This is a genomic window from Sphingomonas pseudosanguinis (genome assembly GCF_052056765.1).
Lineage (GTDB): Bacteria > Pseudomonadota > Alphaproteobacteria > Sphingomonadales > Sphingomonadaceae > Sphingomonas > Sphingomonas pseudosanguinis.
Genome location: NZ_CP189888.1, coordinates 308,725 through 327,500, shown reverse-complemented (window position 1 = coordinate 327,500; position 18,776 = coordinate 308,725). Strand labels below are relative to the sequence as shown.

Here is an 18,776-nt window from a genome sequence, read left to right as displayed (position 1 = left end):
CAAACAAAAAGGGGCGCGGGCCTTGGCCTGCCCGCGCCCCGTCATTCCTTAGCCCGGCTGGCCATCGACCAGGCGGGGCAGCGTGCCCGCGGCGTCGTCCTTCAGATCCTGCGGCAGCAGCGCGGCCGACAGGTTCTGGTACGACACCGGCCGCAGATAGCGGTCGATCGCCAGGCTGCCGACCGAGGTCGTGCGCGCGTCCGAGGTCGACGGGAACGGCCCGCCATGGACCATCGCATGCGCGACTTCCACGCCGGTCGGCCAGCCATTGGCGAGGATACGGCCCGCCTTGCGCTCGAGTACCGGCACCAGCCGTGCGGCCATGTCGGTATCGCCCTCGTCCATCTGGATCGTCGCGGTCAGCTGACCCTCGGCGGCCTTGAGCACCGCGGTCAGTTCCGCCTCGTCGCGGCAGCGGACCAGGATCGACGACGCGCCGAACACTTCATGGCCGAGCGTTTCGTCGGCGAGGAAGGCCTCTGCCGTGGTCTGGAAGAAGGCAGCGCGACCGGCGGTGATACCCTCACCCACCTTGCCCTGTGCGACCGTTTCAACCTTGTCGTGGCTCGCCAGCGATTCCGTACCCGTGGTATAGGCGGCATGGATGCCCGGGGTGAGCATGGTCTGCGCCGCCGCCTCGGGCAGCGCGGTGCGGGCCGCCTCGACGAACGCGTCCAGCCCTTCGCCCTCGATCGCGAGCAGCAGGCCTGGATTGGTACAGAATTGCCCTGCGCCCATGGTCAGCGAACCGACGAAGGCGGTGCCGAGCGCCGCGCCGCGCGCCTTCAGCGCCTCGGGCATCAGGACGACCGGGTTGATGCTCGACATTTCGGCGTAGACGGGGATCGGCACGGGGCGTTCCTGGGCGATCTTGACCAGCGCCAGGCCACCGGCGCGCGAGCCGGTGAAGCCGACCGCCGCAATGCGCGGATCGCGGACCAGCGCCGCGCCCAGCTCGTTGCTCGGGCCGGTCAGGTGGCTGAACACGCCCTTGGGCAGGCCGCAGGCTTCGACCGCCCGTTCGATCGCGGCGGCAACCAGCGCGCCGGTCTGCGGATGAGCGGGATGGCCCTTCACTACGACCGGGCACCCGGCGGCCAGCGCCGACGCCGTGTCACCACCCGCGGTCGAGAAGGCGAGCGGGAAGTTCGACGCGCCGAACACCGCGACGGGGCCGAGCGGCACCATGCGCAGGCGCAGATCGGGGCGCGGCAGCGGCTGGCGGTCGGGCATGGCGGGGTCGATGCGGACCTGAAGATAGGCTCCGGCGCGCAGCACCTTGGCGAACAGGCCCAGTTGGCCGACGGTGCGGCCACGCTCGCCCTCCAGACGCGCGCGCGGCAGGCCGCTCTCACGCATTGCGGCTTCGATCAGCGCGTCACCGATGGCCATAATCTCGGCACCGATCTTGTCGAGGAACACCGCGCGCTCCTCGCGCGACGTGGCGCGATAGACGTCGAACGCCTCCTCGGCGGCCGCGCAGGCCGCGTCGACATCGGCCGGTCCGTGCACCGCAAAGGGCTCGCCCACGGGCTGGCCGGTCGCGGCGTCGATCGAACGGAAATCGGTCATTGGGGAAGCTCCTCTTTATTACTCCGACATATTCATTTGACGGAGCGATGGCAATGTTAAAGGTTGTGCGCAAAGATGGGGGCGGAGAGGTACAATCGATGAGTGACAGCATGACGAACGGGGATGCGCCGCCCGAATCCCCGGTGGACACGGCGCCTGAGGAAACCGCGCCCAAGGCCAAACGCGGCACCGGTCGCCGCCTGCACGGTGCCATCGCGCACAAGCTGGGCGCGGCGATCGTGTCGGGCGAATATCGCCCCGGCGACACGCTGTCGGGCGAAGTCGCCTTTTCCGAAGCGCTCGACGTGTCGCGCAGCGCGTACCGTGAGGCGGTGCAGGTGCTCAGCGCCAAGGGTCTGGTCGAAAGCCGCCCGAAGACCGGCACCCGCGTCCTGCCGCGCAACCGCTGGAACCTGCTCGACCCCGATGTGCTGGCCTGGGCCTTTTCTGGCGAGCCGGACATCCATTTCGTGCGCAGCCTGTTCGAGCTGCGCGCGATCGTCGAACCCGCCGCCGCGCGGCTGGCGGCCGAGCGGCGCGACAAGGCCGATCTGAAGGAGATGCGCGACGCGCTGGCCGCGATGCGCCGCCACACGCTGGCGACCGAGGCGGGGCGGACGGCGGACCGCGAGTTCCACAACGCCGTGCTGGCCGCGACGCGTAACGACGCGCTCGTCGTGCTGACCGCCAGCATCGGCGCGGCGGTCGCCTGGACCACCCAGTTCAAGCAGCGGTCGCGTGCGCTGCCCCGCAATCCGGTGCCCGACCATGTGAAGGTCTATGACGCGATCGCGGCGGGCGATGTCGAGGCGGCGGGAGAGGCGATGCGGTTGCTCGTCGATCTGGCGCTGGAGGATACCCGCAGCGCGATGGAGGGGTAAGAAGGCCCGCTCCGACAAGGGAGCGGGCCACCCGAGACGCCGGGTTCGGGAATGGGGTTTTTGCGTCCGATCGACACTCATCCTATTCCTCCCCTGCAAGGGGAGGGGGACCATGCGAAGCATGGTGGAGGGGTGTCCCCGATTGAGAGTGCGGTCCAACCTCTCACACCGAGACACCCCTCCGTCAGGCCTGCGGCCTGCCACCTCCCCTGCGAGGGGAGGAGTAGATGAACGCCGTCAGGCGTCAGAACGCCGCGCGGTGGAGCGGCTTGGCGGGGACCTCGACCCGGAAGGTGAAGATGTCGCCCGCCTGGGTCTGTTCGGCGAGCTGCTCGTCCGTCAGGCCCTGCCGCGCGGTGGTGGCATAGGCGGTGCGGCCATCGGGGCCGCCCAGCGCGATCTTGGTGATGTTGGACACGGGGAAGCGTACCTCGTCGGTCATCACCCCGTCCGGGCCATAGCGGCGCGCCGCCCAGCCACCGAAGAAGCCGACCCACACGCCGCCTTCGGCATCGCAGATCGCGCCGTCGGGATGACCGTCCGCATCGCCGAAGCGCGCGAATTCGGTCGCGGGGCCGAGCGTCCCGTCCGCCAGGATAGCGTGCGCCAGGATTGCCTTGCCCAGCGTATCGACGTGATAGAGGATCGAATCGTCGGGCGAGATGGCCGGGCCGTTGGTGATGCACACCGCATCCGCGCTCGACGGCGTGACCAGCCCGGCGACCCAGCTGAACAAGCGGCCCGACAGCGCGGTCTCGTCATTGTCCATCGTGCCGAACCAGATGCGGCCCTGCCCGTCGACACAGGCGTCGTTCAGGCGGTTGGCGGGTAGATGCGCGTCGACCTCGGCCATACGCTCGAATCCGCCGGTCGCGGGATCGAAGTGATGCGGGCCGGACTTCAACCCGGCGACGAAGCCGCCGCGCTGCGCCGGCACCACCCAGCCGACCATTTCGGGCGAGGCCCAGTGATCGAGCGTGCCCACCACCGGATCGTGGCGGTAGATGCGCTGTTGCTTGATGTCGACGAACCAAAGCGCGTCATCGACCCAGATCGGGCCCTCACCCAGCGTCGCACCCACGGTCAGGCAATGTTCGGCCTGCTGCATCACTCTCTCCTATGCTCTCGCCCGGTTTGTTATCGCCAACCGGCGTCGATGAAATAGTCGTGGCCGGTGCACATCTTTGCATCGTCCGAGGCGAGGAACAGCACCAGCGCCGCCACGTCGGCAGGCTGTATACGCCCGTCGAGGCACTGCGCCGCGACGATCTCCGCCTCACCTTCGGGGGTATACCATTTTTCCTGGCGCGGTGTCTGCACATTGCCCGGCACGATGGTGTTCACGCGGATATTCTCACGGCCCAGATCGCGCGCGAGACTCCGGGTCAGTCCCTCGATCGCGGCCTTGCAGGTCTGGTAGAGGACCAGGTCGTTCAGACCCAGGTGCCAGCTGATCGATCCGAAGTTCAGGATCGCGCCGCCCCCGGCCCGCTTCATCGCGGGGATCACCGCTTGGGCTGCAAAGAACTGGTGACGCAAATTGACGTTCAGCCGCTCGTCCCAATAGGCCGGGGTCACGTCCTTGATGCTGTGGCGATCGTCATTGCCCGCATTGTTGACCAGGATGTCGACGCCGCCCAGCGCCGCTTCCAAATCGGCGAAGATCGCCTTCAGGCTGTCGAGATTGGTCAGGTCGCAGTGACGCTGGATCGGCGCATGGCGCGCATCGGGAGTCAGCCGGTCGACCAGCGCTTGGGCGGCCTCCTCGGCGATGTCGACGAAGGCGACGCGCGCGCCCTGCGCCACGAACGCCTCGACCAGTCCCTCGCCGATCCCCGAGCCGCCGCCGGTCACGATGACGCGCTTGTCGATCAGGCTGGGGTAGCGCGCGGCCGTGTCGGCCACGCTGGTCTTCTGCAACATCGAAATCGTCTCCGTCACAACAGGCCGCGCTTGGCCAGGTTGCGCATCAGGTCGCCCAGACCGAAGGTCCAGGCGGGGGCGTCGGCGGAGGTCATCACCGGATTGACCAGCGTGCCGAGACGCGGGTTCGAGATGACGACGGTGTCGCCGACCTTGTGGGTGAAACCGCGGCCCGGCTCGTCACGGTCCTGCGTCGGCGCGAACAGCGTGCCCAGGAACAGGACAAGGCCGTCCGGGTAGTGATGCTCGCTGAGCGCCTGGCCGAGCAGATCCTCGGGATCGCGGCTGATCTGGTCCATCGAGCTGGCGCCCTTCAGCACATAGCCGTCGGTGCCGGTGATGGTCAGCGCGACCTGGCTCGACCGGACATCGTCCATGGTGAAGCCGTCATCGAACAGGCGGACGAGCGGCCCGAGCGAGCAGGACGCGTTATTGTCCTTCGCCTTGCCGAGCAGCAACGCCGAGCGCCCCTCGAAATCGCGCAGATTGACGTCGTTGCCCAGCGTCGCGCCGACCGCCTTGCCATGGGCATCGGCGACCAGCACCACTTCGGGCTCGGGATTGTTCCAGGTCGAGTCGGAGCGGACGCCGACCGGCATCCCCCAGCCCACGGTCGAGAGCACCGGCGACTTGGTGAAGATTTCCGCATCCGGGCCGATCGCGACCTCCAGATATTGCGACCACAGCCCCTCGGCGATCAGCGCGTCCTTCAACTGCGCCGCTTCCGGAGAGCCCGGCACCACCGAGCGGATATTGCCGCCCAGCGCGGCTTCCAGCGTGCCGCGAAGCCCCGCCGCCTTGGCATGGTCGCCACGTGCGCGCTCCTCGATCACCCGCTCCAGCGCGGAGACGGCGAAGGTCACGCCCGCCGCCTTTACGCATTGCAGATCGATCGGCGACAGCAGCCGGTTGGCCGCGCCTTCGTCAGGAGACAGGTTCAGATCGGCCAGCTCGCCCAGCGCCTCGCCCTGCGACGCCTCGACCACGCCCCCGGCGAGCAGCGCCGAGACGGTGGGGGCGACGCGGCTCATGTCGAAGACCTGGCCGTTCTCGACCAGGATCGGGCAAGGCCCCTCGCCGCGATCGATACGACCGACAAAGCGCCCGGCGCGCCAATCGTCGGGCAAGGCCGCGATCAAGGTGGTGGAACTGCTTGCCATGTCATCCTCTCCGCAAATTTTGTTAGCGGTATCGATTGCCGTCCCCTCCAGGTCAAGGGGCCAGGGGTGATCCGATCATGTTCGCGATATGCCTTACATCAAATGTCTGGTCTATGATCCGGAAAATACCCGAATTGGTATTAACCCCTTAATCCGACCACCATGCTATCCTGTCCGCGATGCCCCATCTTCTTGACGTCGAGGACCCATCCTTTTCGCTGACGATCGATCATCGTCACATTGTATGCGTCCGCGTGCATAGCGGTCTCACGCCTGCGATCCTCGACCGCTTCTGGTCCGCCTTCGATGCCGCCATCGCCGAGTCGCGCCGGGTCTGGGGCCATGGCAAGGTCATGGTCGATCGTCGCGGCGCACCGATCCTGACTCCCGACATCGTCGCCCGGGTCCGCCAGGACATGGCGATCCATTATGCTCCCGACGATCGGCTGGCGATGGTCGTCGATTCCACACCGTTAAAGGCCCAGGTGCGGCAGAATTACGAACTGGCGCATATGGACGCCTTTCTGTCGCGCGATGCCGCGCTGGCGTGGCTGGAGAAGAACTGACCGGCCGCCCATGAACGACCGGATCGGCCGGACCGGCCGGGCGGATGATCCCCGCCCGGCCGGCCATCGGCATCAGTGGTTGTCGCGCGGCAGGCCCTGGGTCTGGGCGATGCGCTGATACTTCTCGGCGCCTTCCAGGATCGCACCGGTCGACATCTGGCCGACGACCGAGCGCTGGATTTCCTGCCACGGGGTCTGCGAAGCCGGATATTTATACCCGCCCGCCGCCGCCAGCACCCGGCGACGCTCGGCCATCTCCTCCTCGGAGATCAGGATGTTCGCGGTGCCCTTGTTCAGGTCGATCCGCACCCGGTCGCCGGTTTCGAGCAGCGCCAGGCCGCCCATCGCCGCCGCCTCGGGGCTGGCGTTCAGGATCGAGGGCGAACCCGACGTGCCCGACTGACGCCCGTCACCGATGCAGGGCAGCGAGTGCACGCCCTCGGTGATCAGATAGGCAGGCGGACGCATGTTGACGACTTCCGCCGCACCCGGATAGCCGATGGGGCCGGCGCCGCGCATGAACAGCAGCGTCTCAGGCGTGATGCCGGTCGCGGGATCGTCGATCCGGTGGTGATAATCCTCCGGCCCGTCGAACACGACCGCCGGGCCTTCGAAGGCGTCCGGATCGTTCGGGTTGGACAGGTAGCGCTCGCGGAATTCGGGCGAGATCACACTGGTCTTCATGATCGCGGCGTCGAACAGATTGCCCGACAGGACGATGAAGCCGGCCTCTTCCTTCAACGGCTGGTCGAAGGGGCGGATGACCTTTTCGTCCTCGATCGCGCGACCACGGCAGTTCTCGCCCATGGTCTTGCCGTTGACGGTCATCGCGTCCTCGTGGATCAGTCCCTGCTCCATCAGTTGGTTGACCACGGCGGGCACGCCGCCGGCGCGGTAATAATCCTCGCCCAGATATTCGCCCGCCGGCTGCAAATTCACGAGCAGCGGGATCTTGTGCCCTTCGGTCTCCCAGTCCTTGACCGGCAGGTCGACGCCGATGTGACGCGCCAGCGCGGCGAGGTGGATCGGCGCGTTGGTCGAGCCGCCGATCGCCGAATTGACCTTGATCGCGTTGTGGAACGCCTCCTTGGTCAGGATGTCGGAGGGCTTCAGGTCCTCCTGCACCATCTCGACGATCCGCTTGCCGGTGAGGTACGCGACCTCCTGGCGATCGCGATAGGGCGCGGGGATCGCGGCCGAGCCGGGCAGCGACATGCCCAGCGCTTCGGCGAGGCTGTTCATCGTGGTCGCGGTGCCCATGGTGTTGCAATAGCCGGTCGACGGCGCCGAACTGGCGACCAGGCGGATGAACTCCGCATCGTCGATCTCACCGGCCGCCAGCATCTGGCGCGCCTTCCAAACGATGGTGCCCGAACCGGTGCGCTCGCCCTTGTGCCAGCCGTTGAGCATCGGACCGACCGACAGCGCGATCGCGGGGATGTTGACGGTGGCGGCGGCCATCAGCGCGGCCGGGGTCGTCTTGTCGCAGCCGATGGTCAGGACGACCGCGTCGAGCGGATAGCCGTACAGCACCTCGACCAGGCCCAGATAGGCCAGGTTGCGGTCGAGCCCGGCGGTCGGGCGCTTGCCGGTTTCCTGGATCGGGTGGACCGGGAATTCCAGGACGATGCCGCCCATCTCGCGCACGCCCTCCCGCACCCGCTCGGCCAGCACCAGATGGTGGCGGTTGCAGGGGGAAAGGTCCGAGCCGGTCTGCGCGATGCCGATGATCGGCTTGCCCGACTGAAGCTCCTCCAGCGAAAGGCCGAAGTTCAGATACCGCTCCAGATAGAGCGCGGTCATATCGATATTGTCGGGATTGTCGAACCAGGCGCGGCTGCGCAGCTTCGGTGTGGGCGTGTCGGTCATGTCAGGCTTTCGGTCAGCGAACGGTGGAAAAACGATAGATCATGGTGTGCCGATAGGGCTTGCCCGGATCGACGCGGGCGGAGACGAAATCGGGCTTGTTGGGCGAGTCGGGGAATTTCTGCGGCTCCAGCGCGATGCCGTCGCCCATCCGGTACAGATGGCCCTTCTTGCCGACATAGGTGCCGTCCAGGAAATTACCCGTATAGAATTGCACGCCCGGCTCGGTCGACAGCACTTCGAGCACGCGGCCAGAAGCGGGGTCCTCCAGCCGCGCGGCGAGCTGCGGCGTCGCGGTCAGCCCCTTGTCGAGCGCGAAATTATGGTCATAGCCCTGGCCATAGCGGATCTGCTGGTCGTTGCCGTCGCGAATCCCGTCGGCGACCACGCGCGGCTGGCGGAAGTCGAAGACGGTGCCGGCCACCGGCGTGCGCTCACCGGTGGGGATCAGCTTGGCATCGACCGGGGTATAGGCCGCCGCCGGGATGGTCAGCTTGTGATAGGTCGCGCCGAGCGGCGATCCTTCGCCGTTCAGGTTGAAGATCGCATGGTTGGTCATGTTGATGACCGTCGGCTTGTCGGTGTTCGCGGCGAAGGCGATGGTCAGCGCGCCCGCCTCGTCCAGCGAATAGGTGACGGTGGCGTCGACCTTGCCGGGATAGCCCTGGTCACCATCGGGGCTGGTCAGCGCCATCACCACGCTGGCGGTCGGACCGTCTTTCATCGAGACGATTCGCCACAGCTGCTTGTCGAAGCCCTTCGTCCCGCCATGGAGCGAATTGGTCTTGTCGTTCAGCGTCAGCTGGTAGCTGCGCCCATCCAACGCGAAACGGCCGCCGGCGATGCGATTGGCATAGCGGCCGACCGTGACACCGAAGAAGTTCGGATGGTTCACATAGTCGTCGGCCTTGTCATAGCCGAGCAGCACATCGGCAGTCTTGCCGTTGCGGTCGGGGGCCATAACCGATTGAAGAGTGGCGCCATATGTCAGCACGCGCGCCGACAGGCCCGCCTTGTTGGTCAGGGTCACCGCCTCGATCGCGGCACCGTCCGCCAGTTGCCCGGCGGGCGTGCGCTTGGCCTCGCTGGCCAGAGCCGCCGTCGATGTCATTACAGACGTTACCGCTACCAGTGTTAGAAAGCTCTTGATTGACGCCCTCGACATGCCTCATCCCTCCGTCGCCAGACGCCATTGACGCGCCTTTTGCGTCACTATAGTCAGACAAAATACCAGGAGCAAGCGGGGCGCACAGAAGTTTTCGTGCCGGCACCCGCTCTTAAGGAGAGGATTGCCATGGCCGCACCCGTTGTTTCCCGCGCCGCCGGCGCGCCAGCCGCTGCGGGAGGGGCGACCAATTACCGGTCCGCGCTGACGCTGCTGGCCAGCCTGTTCTTCATGTGGGGGTTCATCACCGTCATCAACGGGACGCTGCTGCCCCACTTACGCAGCGTGTTCGACCTCAGCTATTTCCAGGCCTCGCTGATCGAGAGCGTCTGGTTCATCGCCTATTTCTTCGCCTCCATCCCCTCGGCCAAGCTGATCGAGCGGATCGGATACCAGAAGTCGCTGGTGACCGGCCTGCTGATCATGGCGGCGGGCGCGGTCGGCATGATGCTGGCGGCGACCTTGCCCTCCTACGGCGTCACCCTGTTGATGCTGTTCGTGATCGCCAGCGGCATCACCCTGCTCCAGGTCGCGGCCAATCCTTATGTCGCGGTGCTGGGCCCGGCGGACACGGCGTCGTCGCGCCTGAACCTCGTCCAGGCGATGAACTCGATGGGCACGATGCTGGCCCCGCTGTTCGGCGCCTATCTGATCCTCGGCCGTTCCAAGGGCGGCACGGCGGAAGCCGGCAGCGCCGCGCTGACCCAGGCCGAACGCCTGGCCGACGCGCATGCCGTCGTCCTGCCCTATGGCCTGGTCGCGGTGGTGCTGGTCGTCCTCGCCTTCGTCATCGCCCGCTTCCCGCTGCCCGCCATGGGCTCGTCGACCAGCCGCGTCGCCAAGGAAGAGCGCAAGAACCACTCGCTGTGGAAGCATCGCAACCTGGTGTTCGGCATCGGCGCGATCTTCATCTACCTGATCGCCGAGATCGGCGTCGGCAACCTGTTCGTGAACTTCGTCAGCCGTCCCGACATCGGCAACATGACGACCGAGGCCGCGGGCCGCTATCTGACCCTGCTGTGGGGCGGGATGATGGTCGGTCGCTTCGTCGGCTCGGCGATCATGCAGAAGGTGCCGGCCGGCACCGTGCTCGCGGTCTTCTCGGTCGGCGCGTTCATCGTGATGCTCGCGACCGTCTTCACTACCGGCCCCGTCGCCATGTGGTCGCTGATCCTGGTCGGCCTGTTCCACTCGATCATGTTCCCGACCATCTTCACGCTGGGCATTCGTGGCCTGGGCCCGCTGACCGAGGAAGGCTCGGGCCTGTTGATCATGGCGATCGCCGGCGGCGCGCTGGTGGCGGTGCATGGCTGGCTGGCCGACAATTACGGCCTGCAGCAGTCGTTCCTGCTGACCGCGGTGTGCGAACTCTACATCCTGTTCTACGCGATCTGGGGTTCGAAGCCGACCAACGCCTTCCCGGACGAAGACGCGAACTGATCGCGGGCCTTCACCGGCAGACAGACAAGGGGCGGTGTCGCGAGACGCCGCCCCTTTTGCATGGGCCACGCCTTTTCCCACACACCGGCATATGTTACGTTACACCATATCTATTTGGTGAAAGGTTCCGCGTGCCTGCCGATCCCGATACGCTTTTCGCGCCCTCGCCGGACGTGCTTCCCGATCATGTGCGAATCGGCGCGGATGCCGATGCATTGGCGACGATCCACGATCCGGACGTTACGCTCGCCATCTGGCAGCGCGCGCCGCTGATCCCCGCCCCCGATCTATCCGAGATGCCCGCGATCCGCTTCGCCGCCCCCGCTGGTCAGGTGGCCAACAGGATGGCGGCCTACTGGGCAACGGTCGCACCGCAACCCTGGCACACAGTCGTGACCCGCGATGTCGCGCGGCTCGCGGCCCTCTACGCCACGCTCGCCGCCGAAGCACGGGTGGAGGTGCGGCTGGAGCGGATCACGGGCAATGGCTGCTGGAAATTCCATGCCGATTACGTCGCGCTGCGGCTGATCTCGACCTATTGGGGCGAGGCCACCCAATGGTTGCCGCTGGGCGCGGATGCCGAGACGCCGCCGCGTGGCCTGGTCGCCGGCGATGTCGGCCTGTTCAAGGGGCGCGCCCTGGCCGGTGACCGGGCGATCATCCACCGCTCGCCCCCGATCGCGGAAAGCGGCGGCGACCGCCTGTTGCTCGTCATCGATGCCGAATGGGAGCAGCCGGACTGATCGCTCAGAACCAGCTGCGGATGCCCAGCGCCAGCGCCGCGCCGCCACCGCCTGCGGGGCCATAGCGGCGCTCCCAATTCACCCCGACATAGGGGGCGAACTCGCGGGCGATCTCGTAGCGCAGGCGCAGGCCCAGCTCGATGCTCGATACGCCCGCCGCGATCCGCTGGTCGGGCACGTCCTGCGCGGCGAGGTTCACCTCCACCCGGGGTTGCAGGATCGCACGCTGGCTCAACCGCTGGTCGACCCAGGCCTCGGCGCGGCCGGTCAGGTCGCCCTTGTCCGACAGGAACAGCGCGCCCTCGACATCGAACCAATAGGGGGCCAGCCCCTCGACCCCGACCACCGCATAGGTGCGGCGCGCGCCCATCCCGACATCCTGGCGCAGACCCGCCTGGAGATTCCAATAGGGATCGATCGCGCGGGCATAGAGCGCCTGCACCTCGGCCGCACCGATCCGGCCGCCCAGCGTGCCCTCGCCCTCGGTCTTGACGACCAGCCGGTGGATGTCGCCGCCGAACCAGCCCTCCCCGTCCCAGCGATAGCCATCGCGCCCGTCGCGAACCTGGATTTCGGCGAGGTTGAACAGGATCTGCGAGAAGCGCATGCCGCCATGCTCCTGCCGCATCCGCGCATCGGCGGCGGCCATGGCGGCGGGGTCGTAGAAGCGATCGGCGGCACGGGTCGTGGGCGCCGGCGGGGGCGGCGCGTTGCCGACCGGGGTATCGGCCATCGCCATGCCGGGCATCGCCCCATGATCCGCGGAACCGCGATCCATGAAGCCGTGATCACCGTCAGGGGAGGCCGCGCCGCCGTCTTTCGGGCGGCAATGCCCCATGGCCGCATGTTCCGGCGAACAGGCGGGGACCGTCATGCCGGGCATCGGATCGGACGGTGGCGGGGACGCAGGCCGGCAATGCCCCATCGCGGCATGTTCGGGCGAACAGGTCGAGGCCTCGGCCGGCATCGCATGATGGTCGGCCATCGGCGATACGGGCCGCGCCGCGCGCGGTTTGGCGGCCGGCCGCCGGGCCTTCGCCTTCGGTCGGGCCGTGGGCTTCGGCTTGGCCGGTGCGGGCATCGTCATGCCGGGCATCATGTGATGATGCTGCGGCTCGGCGAGGATCAACGCGAACAGGATCATGCCGCCCCCCCCTTTTCCGCATCGGGCTGGCCCGGGTCGGGTTGGGCCGGGTCGGGTCGCACCGTCACCACCTGCATCATGCCGGCATGCATGTGATAGAGAAGGTGACAGTGGAACGCCCAGTCGCCCTCGGCATCCGCCGTCAGGTCGAACGTCACCGTGCCGCCCGGTGCGACATTGACCGTGTGCTTGCGCGGTGCGTGATCGCCATGCCCGGTCACCAGTTCGAAGAAATGGCCGTGCAGGTGGATGGGATGCGCCATCATCGTGTCGTTGACCAGCGTCACCCGCACCCGTTCTTTGAGGCGAAAGGGGATGGGTGCGGTAACGGCGTTCAGCTTCACCCCGTCGAACGCCCACATATAACGTTCCATATTGCCGGTCAGATGGATGGTCAGCGCGCGCGACGGCACGCGGCGATCGGGACTGGGCGAACGGCTGATCAGATCGCGATAGGTCAGCACGCGGTGGCCGACATCGCCCAGCCCCTGCGGCGGCTCGCCGGTCCGGTCGACCGGCATCGGCGCGACCGTCTGGACGACGGGCGTCTTGGGGAGGCCCGGCGCGTTGGCGAAGTCGCGCATCCGGTGGTCCATGCCGCCATGATCCATCGCGGCACCCTGCCCCGCGGGCTGGCAATGCCCCATCGCGGCATGCTCGGGCGGGCAGGCGGACCCGTGGTCCATGCCCCCCATGCCCATATCCTTCATCGTCGCCAGCGGCCGGGGGCGTAGCGCCGGGACCGGTGCAGCCATCCCCAGGGCCGGCGCCAGCGTGGCGCGCGCCATGCCCGACCGGTCCCAGGTCTCGGCGACCAGCGTATAGGCGCGCGGCTCGGGCGGGGTGACGATCACGTCATAGGTCTCGGCGACAGCGATCTGCAGCTCGTCGACGCTCACCGGCCGCACCGGCTGCCCATCGGCCTGCACCACCGTCATCGCCAGCCCCGGAATCCGCACGTTGAAGATGGTCATCGCCGAGGCATTGATCAGCCGCAGCTTCACCCGCTGCCCGGCCGCGAACAGAGCGGTCCAATTGTCCGCCGGGCCATGGCCGTTGACCAGATAGCGATAGGTGGCACCGGTCACATCCGACACGTCGCTGGGGTCCATCCGCATCGCCCCCCAACGCAGTCGCTCCTTCAGCGGCTGGTCGCGCCCGGCCAGCAGCCCGCCGATCGTCTGCTTCTGATAGTTGAAATACCCACCCTGGAGTTTCAGCCGGCGGAAAATGGCATGCGGATGCAGCGCGCTGTGGTCGGAGAGCATGACGACATGCTCGACATCCGTGCCGTCCGCATCGGGTTCGGCCGGATCGATCACGATCGGGCCGTACAGCCCCTCCTGCTCCTGCAATCCCGAATGGCTGTGATACCAATAGGTCCCGGCCTGGACGACGGGAAACTCATATGTGAAGCGCCCGCCCGCCGGAATCCCCGGAAAGCTGATCCCCGGCACCCCGTCCATCTGAAAGGGCAGCAGCAGGCCATGCCAGTGGATCGAGCTTTCCTCATCGAGCATGTTGACCACGGTGATCCGCGCCCTCTGCCCCTCGCGCAGGCGGATCAGCGGGGCCGGGGCCGATCCGTTGATGCCGATCGCGTGATAGGGCTTGCCGTCGATCATCATATGCTGGCGCGCGATGGTCAGCGTGATGTCGGGGCCATGAAGCTCCGCGCGCGGCGACAGGCCATGGCCATGCGTCTGCGCCCAGGCCGGCAGCGCGGCCAGCATGCCAAGGCCGGCACCACCCGCCAGCAGATCACGGCGGCGCATCACGGTCAGGGGATCGATCATGCCCTGTTATACGCGCCCGCGCGCCCTTCCCCTCATGCCGTCGCATCGCGCAGCGCGGCGCGGGCGCGGCGGACGCGCAGCTCGATCGCCTTGGCGCTCAGCCCCAGCGCCTCCGCCGCCTCGCTCTGGCTCAACCCCTCGATCGCACAGAGGATCAGCGGCGCACGCAAACCTTCGGGCAGCGCATCGAGCGCGGCCAACGTGCGGGTCAGCGATTCGCGGTTGATCGCCGCCGCCTCGTCGCCGACCCGGTCGTCCGCCACCGCCGCCGCCGTCTCGATCGGCAGCACCCGCGCCAGCATCGCGCGCACCCGCCGCCGCCGCGCCCAGTCGCGGCATTTGTTGAGCGCGATCCGGCTGAGCCAGGCGCGCAGCGACCGCGTGGTGTCGAACCGGCCGAGCGCGGCATGCGCGGCGACGAAGCAGTCCTGCACCAGATCGAGCGCCTCGTCGGCATCGCGGACATGCGCCAGGATCAGCCGGTAGAGCGCGTCCTTGTGCCGTGCAACGATCACGGCATAGGCCCGCCCGCCATCCTCCCCGGCGCGGGCCAGCACGACCAGGTCGCCATCGGGCAACGCCGCATAAGCGCGGCTCACCGGCCGGTTTCGGTCAGCCTGGCGGCCACCAGCCGGTCGAAGGTCGCCGCCTGATCGGGGCGCAGCATCCGGCGCATCGCAAAGACATGCGCCAAAGTCGCCTTTTGCAGATCGCCCATGCTGTGATGGACCGCATCGATCGCCTGGCTGACGCGCGGGCCGTCGCGATGCTCGGCCTCGATCGCCGCCGCCAACCGCGCATTGTCGCCGCGCAGCCGGGCGTCGAGCGCGGCGCGGGTCGCCGCGAACCGTGCCTCCAGCCGATCGAGCGCCACCGCCTGTTCGGGGTCGAGCCGGATGTCGCGGTGGATCAACGCGTGAATATCGCTGGCCTGCGGCTCGGCTGGCATCAGCAACCGGCATCCGATCGCCACCCCCGCCAGCGCCGCGACGAAGGCGATGACCAGCGTCAGGACATGGCGCCGCACCCCGCCCGTCATCGGCCGAGCAACAGCGTCGAGGGGGCGAGCCCGGCATCCAGCACGACCGCGATCCGCCCCGGCTGGGCGCGCGCCTCGCTCCGCGCGCTCATCACCCCGCCGCCCGCCAGGCCGAGCAGCATCGCCCCGAGCGCCGCCATCGCCAGCCCGCGTCCCGACGTCCCGCCGGCCTCGCCCCCGGCGGCGATGGCGAGCGTGACCCGGTGTTCCAGATCATTCAGGGCGGCGGGCGGCGCGGGTCGCGCCAGAAGGGCCAGATCGTGGTCGAGAGGATCGGTCATGATCCCCCTTATACGCGCGCGTTGCCGATTTCCCTCATGCCGGATCGCCCCTCCACCCGGTCTCCGGCCATCGTTTCACCATGGGACAGGGCGCTTTGTCGCACCGCAACATGCCCGCCGCGCCGGCGGCAAACGGGCTTATGACCGACAGGACGTCACCGATTCGGGGGAATGGGTGCGGGGTTCATGTCGGAAAAGGGATACAGCCATGTACGTCGTCCAGCACCAGTCCGCCAGCCGGATCGCCTGACGATGGCGACGACCACTACCCGCTCCGCGCCTAAACCGCTGATCGTCCTGGCCCAGGCCGCCGGCGCGGTGTCGGGGGAGAATCCCTATACCAAGCTGCTCTATGCGGGGATGGCCGACCAGAATGTCGTCGTGCACCCCTATTCGCGCCGATCGCTGATCGCGCTGCGCCCCGACATCATCCATGTCCACTGGCCGGAATTCCTGGTCCGCTGGAACGCCGGCACCGCCAAGGCGGCGGCCGATGCGACCAAGGAGCTGGCGCTGCTCTGGCTTGCCCGGCGGCGCGGTGCCAAGTTGGTCTGGACCGCGCATGACCTGGGCGCGCATGACAAGCCCGATGTCGGCAGGCTCTATGCCCGCTTCACCGCCGCCTTCAATGCGATGGTCGACCGCGTCATCAGCCTCAGCCCCGCCGCGCTGGAATCGGTGCGCGCGCATTATCCCGCAATCGCCCGGCGGCCGGCCGACATCGTGCCGCATGGCCATTATCAGGGCTATTACCCCGCAACGCCGACCAGCCATCCCGGCCTCGCCGCCGCGCGCGACGCGGTGGCGGGCAAGCCGACCTGCCTGATCTTCGGCCAGATCCGCCGCTACAAGAACGTGACCGGCCTGATGCAGGACTTCGCCGAGACCCGCGCGGAGACGGGAAACGACGCACAACTGGTGATCGCGGGCGAGATTCGCGGGACCGAGGAATTCCGCCAAGAGGTGCTGACCAAGGCGGCGGAGACGCCCGGCGTCCACCTGATCCCCGACCGCATCGCCGATGCCGATGTCTGGGCGCTGCATGACATGGCCGACGTCATCGTCCTGCCCTATGCGCAAGGCTCGGCACTGCATTCAGGGGCCGCGATCCTGGCGCTCTCGCTGGGCAAGCCCATCGTGGTGCGCGACACGCCGACGATGCGCGATCTCCAGGCGATCGTCGGGGCCGACTGGGTGGCCCTGTTCAACGGCACGCCCCGGGACGCGCTCGCCACCGCCGCCACACTGCTGGCGGGGCCCCGTGCGACTGCGCCCGACCTGACCGTGCTGGACCCCGCCCTCACCGCGCGCCAGACCGTCGCCTGCTACCGCGCGGCGCATCAGGCGTAGGACGGTACGGCGCGTCCGTTACCGCGCCATGTGACCGAACTGGCCAGAGATCGCCGTCCGAGAATCTTGTTCGGGCGGTGACCGACGATGCCCGCAGCGGGCGGAGACACGTCCGAATGGCGGTTGGATAATCAGGCAGCGTCAGCGGCAAATATCCGCCAAATCGACGCGCCGAAAATGCAAGAACACCGAAAACCAAAAACCCCGCTAAGCCGATTGGCCTAGCGGGGTTTTCGATGGTGGGCGTGGCAAGGATTGAACTTGCGACCCCTGCGATGTCAACACAGTGCTCTACCACTGAGCTACACGCCCGCCGGAGGCCGGCCAATTAGCCGGGTGGTGGGGGGCTGGCAAGCCCTAAATTGCACCATCGAGCGAATTGGCGTGAAAAAGTCTGTCCACCTCCATTACCAGGTCGCGCAGATGGAAGGGCTTGGACAGGACGCGGGCGTTGGGCATCGCCTCGCCGGCCTTCAGCGTCACCGCCGCAAAGCCGGTGATGAACATCACGCGCAGGTCGGGTACCAGCGCGGCGGCACGCTGGGCGAGTTCGATGCCGTCCATCTCGGGCATGACGATGTCGGTCAGCAGCAGATCGATCACCTCCGTCTCCAGCAGCGGCAGCGCGGCGGTGCCGCGATCCACCGCCGTGACGCGGTAACCCGAACGGGTCAGCGCCCGGGTGAGATATTCGCGCATGACCTCATCATCTTCGGCCAGCAGGATGTGAAGCATGTCGTGATCCCGATTCATCGTAAACCTCATCTAGCGAGGCGGCGGTTAAGATTTCCAGACCATTGCCGCCCCCGTTTTCCCGCCATAGGATCGGCCGCGATGGCATCTCCCTTTCCCGGCGCGAGCTACGAATGCCTGGGCACCGACAGCCCCAACGGCCCGGTGGTGATTTCGGTGCCGCATGGCGGGCGCGACTATCCGCCGGCGTTGCTGGAGGCGCTGCGCGTGCCGCTGTCCGCCATCATGGGGCTGGAGGACCGGCTGATCGATCTGATCGGCCATGCCGCGCGCAACGACGAGCCGATGATCGTGCAGACCCGCCCGCGCGCCTGGATCGACCTGAATCGCGACGAGGCGGAACGCGACCCCCTCATCGATCTGGGCGCGCGAGCGAGCGGTCGGGGATCGAGCAAGGTGCGCAGCGGCCTCGGCCTCGTCCCGCGTCGGATCGGCGGGCATGGCGACATCTGGGCGCGGCGCTTCACCGATGCGGAGATGGTGGCGCGGATCGCCAGCGATCACCGCCCCTATCATGCCACCCTGTCGGCCTGTCTGGCAGCGGTGCGCGCGCGGTTCGGGGTGGCGGTGCTGCTCGATCTCCATTCGATGCCGCCGCTAGGCGCGGCCGACAGCTATCCGCGTGTCGTGATCGGCGATCGGCATGGCGCGACGGCGGGGATGCGCTTCGTCCGCCGGGTCGATGCCACGGTCCGCGCCGCCGGCATCGCGGTGACGCGCAATGCGCCCTATGCGGGGGGCCATGTCGTCGAGCGGCATGGCGACACGCGGCGTGGCATCCATGCCATCCAGCTGGAGCTCGACCGCTCGCTCTATCTCGACACTGCGCTGGAGGCCCCCGGCCCCGGCTTCGACGCGACGGTCCTGCTGGTCCGCCGGATCATCGCCGCGCTGACCGCAGAAGCGCTCGGCCAGCCCTTGCCGCTCGCCGCCGAATAAAAAACCACCTCGCGCAAGGGGGAGAGCGCGAGGTGGCCAAGGTTCAGGGAGGAGACACGCTGAAAGCGTGTCATACGACACCGCGAAAGGGGGGACACGATGTCGTACTGGTATAAATAGGAAGGGGCCTATTTGGTTCAACCCCAGGCCCGGCAATT

Annotated in this window: 18 protein-coding genes and 1 tRNA gene; 6 read left to right on the top strand and 13 right to left on the bottom strand. The window is 67.7% G+C overall.

From position 1 onward, the window contains the following. Positions 1–48: 48 nt before the first annotated feature. Entirely contained in the window at positions 49–1,572 is a 1,524-nt protein-coding gene (locus ACQHGV_RS01445) for an aldehyde dehydrogenase (NADP(+)) (RefSeq protein WP_440979166.1), read from the bottom strand. Between the two features lie 110 nt (positions 1,573–1,682). On the opposite strand from ACQHGV_RS01445, the gene ACQHGV_RS01440 reads away from it, so the two are divergent. Then, positions 1,683–2,453: a FadR/GntR family transcriptional regulator gene (locus ACQHGV_RS01440; RefSeq protein WP_440980104.1), complete on the top strand. Its 771-nt coding sequence runs from the start codon at positions 1,683–1,685 to the stop codon at positions 2,451–2,453. A gap of 244 nt (positions 2,454–2,697) precedes the next feature. On the opposite strand, the gene ACQHGV_RS01435 is transcribed toward ACQHGV_RS01440, so the two are convergent. The 3 genes from ACQHGV_RS01435 to ACQHGV_RS01425 are packed head-to-tail and all read right to left on the bottom strand — an operon-like array spanning position 2,698 to position 5,536. Continuing rightward, positions 2,698–3,561, bottom strand: a complete 864-nt coding sequence (locus ACQHGV_RS01435) for an SMP-30/gluconolactonase/LRE family protein (protein ID WP_440979165.1) — start codon at positions 3,559–3,561, stop codon at positions 2,698–2,700. A 29-nt stretch (positions 3,562–3,590) separates the two neighbouring features. Beyond that, positions 3,591–4,376 carry an SDR family NAD(P)-dependent oxidoreductase gene (locus ACQHGV_RS01430; RefSeq protein ID WP_440979164.1) on the bottom strand — a complete coding sequence of 262 codons (786 nt, stop codon included), beginning with the start codon at positions 4,374–4,376 and terminating at the stop codon, positions 3,591–3,593. 14 nt (positions 4,377–4,390) lie between these two features. Continuing rightward, positions 4,391–5,536, bottom strand: coding sequence for a fumarylacetoacetate hydrolase family protein (locus ACQHGV_RS01425; RefSeq protein WP_440979163.1), 1,146 nt, complete (start codon positions 5,534–5,536; stop codon positions 4,391–4,393). 254 nt (positions 5,537–5,790) lie between these two features. On the opposite strand from ACQHGV_RS01425, the gene ACQHGV_RS01420 reads away from it, so the two are divergent. Continuing rightward, the gene (locus tag ACQHGV_RS01420; RefSeq protein WP_440979162.1) at positions 5,791–6,102 is read left to right on the top strand and encodes a hypothetical protein; all 312 of its coding nucleotides are present in this window, start codon (positions 5,791–5,793) and stop codon (positions 6,100–6,102) included. A 72-nt stretch (positions 6,103–6,174) separates the two neighbouring features. On the opposite strand, the gene ACQHGV_RS01415 is transcribed toward ACQHGV_RS01420, so the two are convergent. Then, the gene (locus ACQHGV_RS01415) at positions 6,175–7,971 is read right to left on the bottom strand and encodes an IlvD/Edd family dehydratase (RefSeq protein ID WP_183951333.1); all 1,797 of its coding nucleotides are present in this window, start codon (positions 7,969–7,971) and stop codon (positions 6,175–6,177) included. A 13-nt stretch (positions 7,972–7,984) separates the two neighbouring features. Further along, positions 7,985–9,079: an aldose epimerase family protein gene (locus ACQHGV_RS01410; protein ID WP_409788692.1), complete on the bottom strand. Its 1,095-nt coding sequence runs from the start codon at positions 9,077–9,079 to the stop codon at positions 7,985–7,987. A 183-nt stretch (positions 9,080–9,262) separates the two neighbouring features. Here ACQHGV_RS01410 and ACQHGV_RS01405 point away from each other — a divergent pair, with 183 nt between their 5' ends. After that, positions 9,263–10,573 (top strand): sugar MFS transporter, encoded by a 1,311-nt coding sequence (locus ACQHGV_RS01405; RefSeq protein ID WP_183951331.1) that lies wholly within the window; start codon positions 9,263–9,265, stop codon positions 10,571–10,573. A gap of 131 nt (positions 10,574–10,704) precedes the next feature. Continuing rightward, complete coding sequence (locus ACQHGV_RS01400) at positions 10,705–11,316, top strand: DUF1826 domain-containing protein (RefSeq protein WP_440979161.1); 612 nt, start codon at positions 10,705–10,707, stop codon at positions 11,314–11,316. A 4-nt stretch (positions 11,317–11,320) separates the two neighbouring features. Here the strand turns inward: ACQHGV_RS01400 and ACQHGV_RS01395 are convergent, their stop codons facing one another. From ACQHGV_RS01395 to ACQHGV_RS01375, 5 genes are read right to left on the bottom strand one after another with little or no spacing between them, the layout of a single operon-like run. Further along, positions 11,321–12,460, bottom strand: coding sequence for a copper resistance protein B (locus ACQHGV_RS01395; protein WP_440979160.1), 1,140 nt, complete (start codon positions 12,458–12,460; stop codon positions 11,321–11,323). After that, entirely contained in the window at positions 12,457–14,256 is a 1,800-nt protein-coding gene (locus tag ACQHGV_RS01390; RefSeq protein WP_440979159.1) for a copper resistance system multicopper oxidase, read from the bottom strand. Before ACQHGV_RS01390 ends, ACQHGV_RS01395 begins: the two co-directional genes overlap by 4 nt. A 32-nt stretch (positions 14,257–14,288) precedes the next feature. Continuing rightward, on the bottom strand, positions 14,289–14,855 hold the full coding sequence (locus tag ACQHGV_RS01385; RefSeq protein ID WP_440979158.1) for an RNA polymerase sigma factor: 567 nt from the start codon (positions 14,853–14,855) through the stop codon (positions 14,289–14,291). Further along, positions 14,852–15,283, bottom strand: coding sequence for a periplasmic heavy metal sensor (locus ACQHGV_RS01380; RefSeq protein WP_440979157.1), 432 nt, complete (start codon positions 15,281–15,283; stop codon positions 14,852–14,854). Before ACQHGV_RS01380 ends, ACQHGV_RS01385 begins: the two co-directional genes overlap by 4 nt. Before the next feature lie 8 nt (positions 15,284–15,291). Next, complete coding sequence (locus ACQHGV_RS01375; protein ID WP_440979156.1) at positions 15,292–15,576, bottom strand: hypothetical protein; 285 nt, start codon at positions 15,574–15,576, stop codon at positions 15,292–15,294. Positions 15,577–15,828: 252 nt separating this feature from the next. On the opposite strand from ACQHGV_RS01375, the gene ACQHGV_RS01370 reads away from it, so the two are divergent. Continuing rightward, entirely contained in the window at positions 15,829–16,926 is a 1,098-nt protein-coding gene (locus tag ACQHGV_RS01370) for a glycosyltransferase (RefSeq protein ID WP_440979155.1), read from the top strand. 237 nt (positions 16,927–17,163) lie between these two features. Here the strand turns inward: ACQHGV_RS01370 and ACQHGV_RS01365 are convergent. Together ACQHGV_RS01365 and cpdR are read right to left on the bottom strand one after the other, a co-directional pair. Next, a tRNA-Val gene (locus ACQHGV_RS01365) sits at positions 17,164–17,238 on the bottom strand. A 45-nt stretch (positions 17,239–17,283) separates the two neighbouring features. Then, positions 17,284–17,661 carry a cell cycle two-component system response regulator CpdR gene (gene cpdR, locus ACQHGV_RS01360; protein WP_183951356.1) on the bottom strand — a complete coding sequence of 126 codons (378 nt, stop codon included), beginning with the start codon at positions 17,659–17,661 and terminating at the stop codon, positions 17,284–17,286. Between the two features lie 99 nt (positions 17,662–17,760). On the opposite strand from cpdR, the gene ACQHGV_RS01355 reads away from it, so the two are divergent. Next, complete coding sequence (locus ACQHGV_RS01355) at positions 17,761–18,618, top strand: N-formylglutamate amidohydrolase (protein WP_440979154.1); 858 nt, start codon at positions 17,761–17,763, stop codon at positions 18,616–18,618. Positions 18,619–18,776 lie beyond the last annotated feature (158 nt).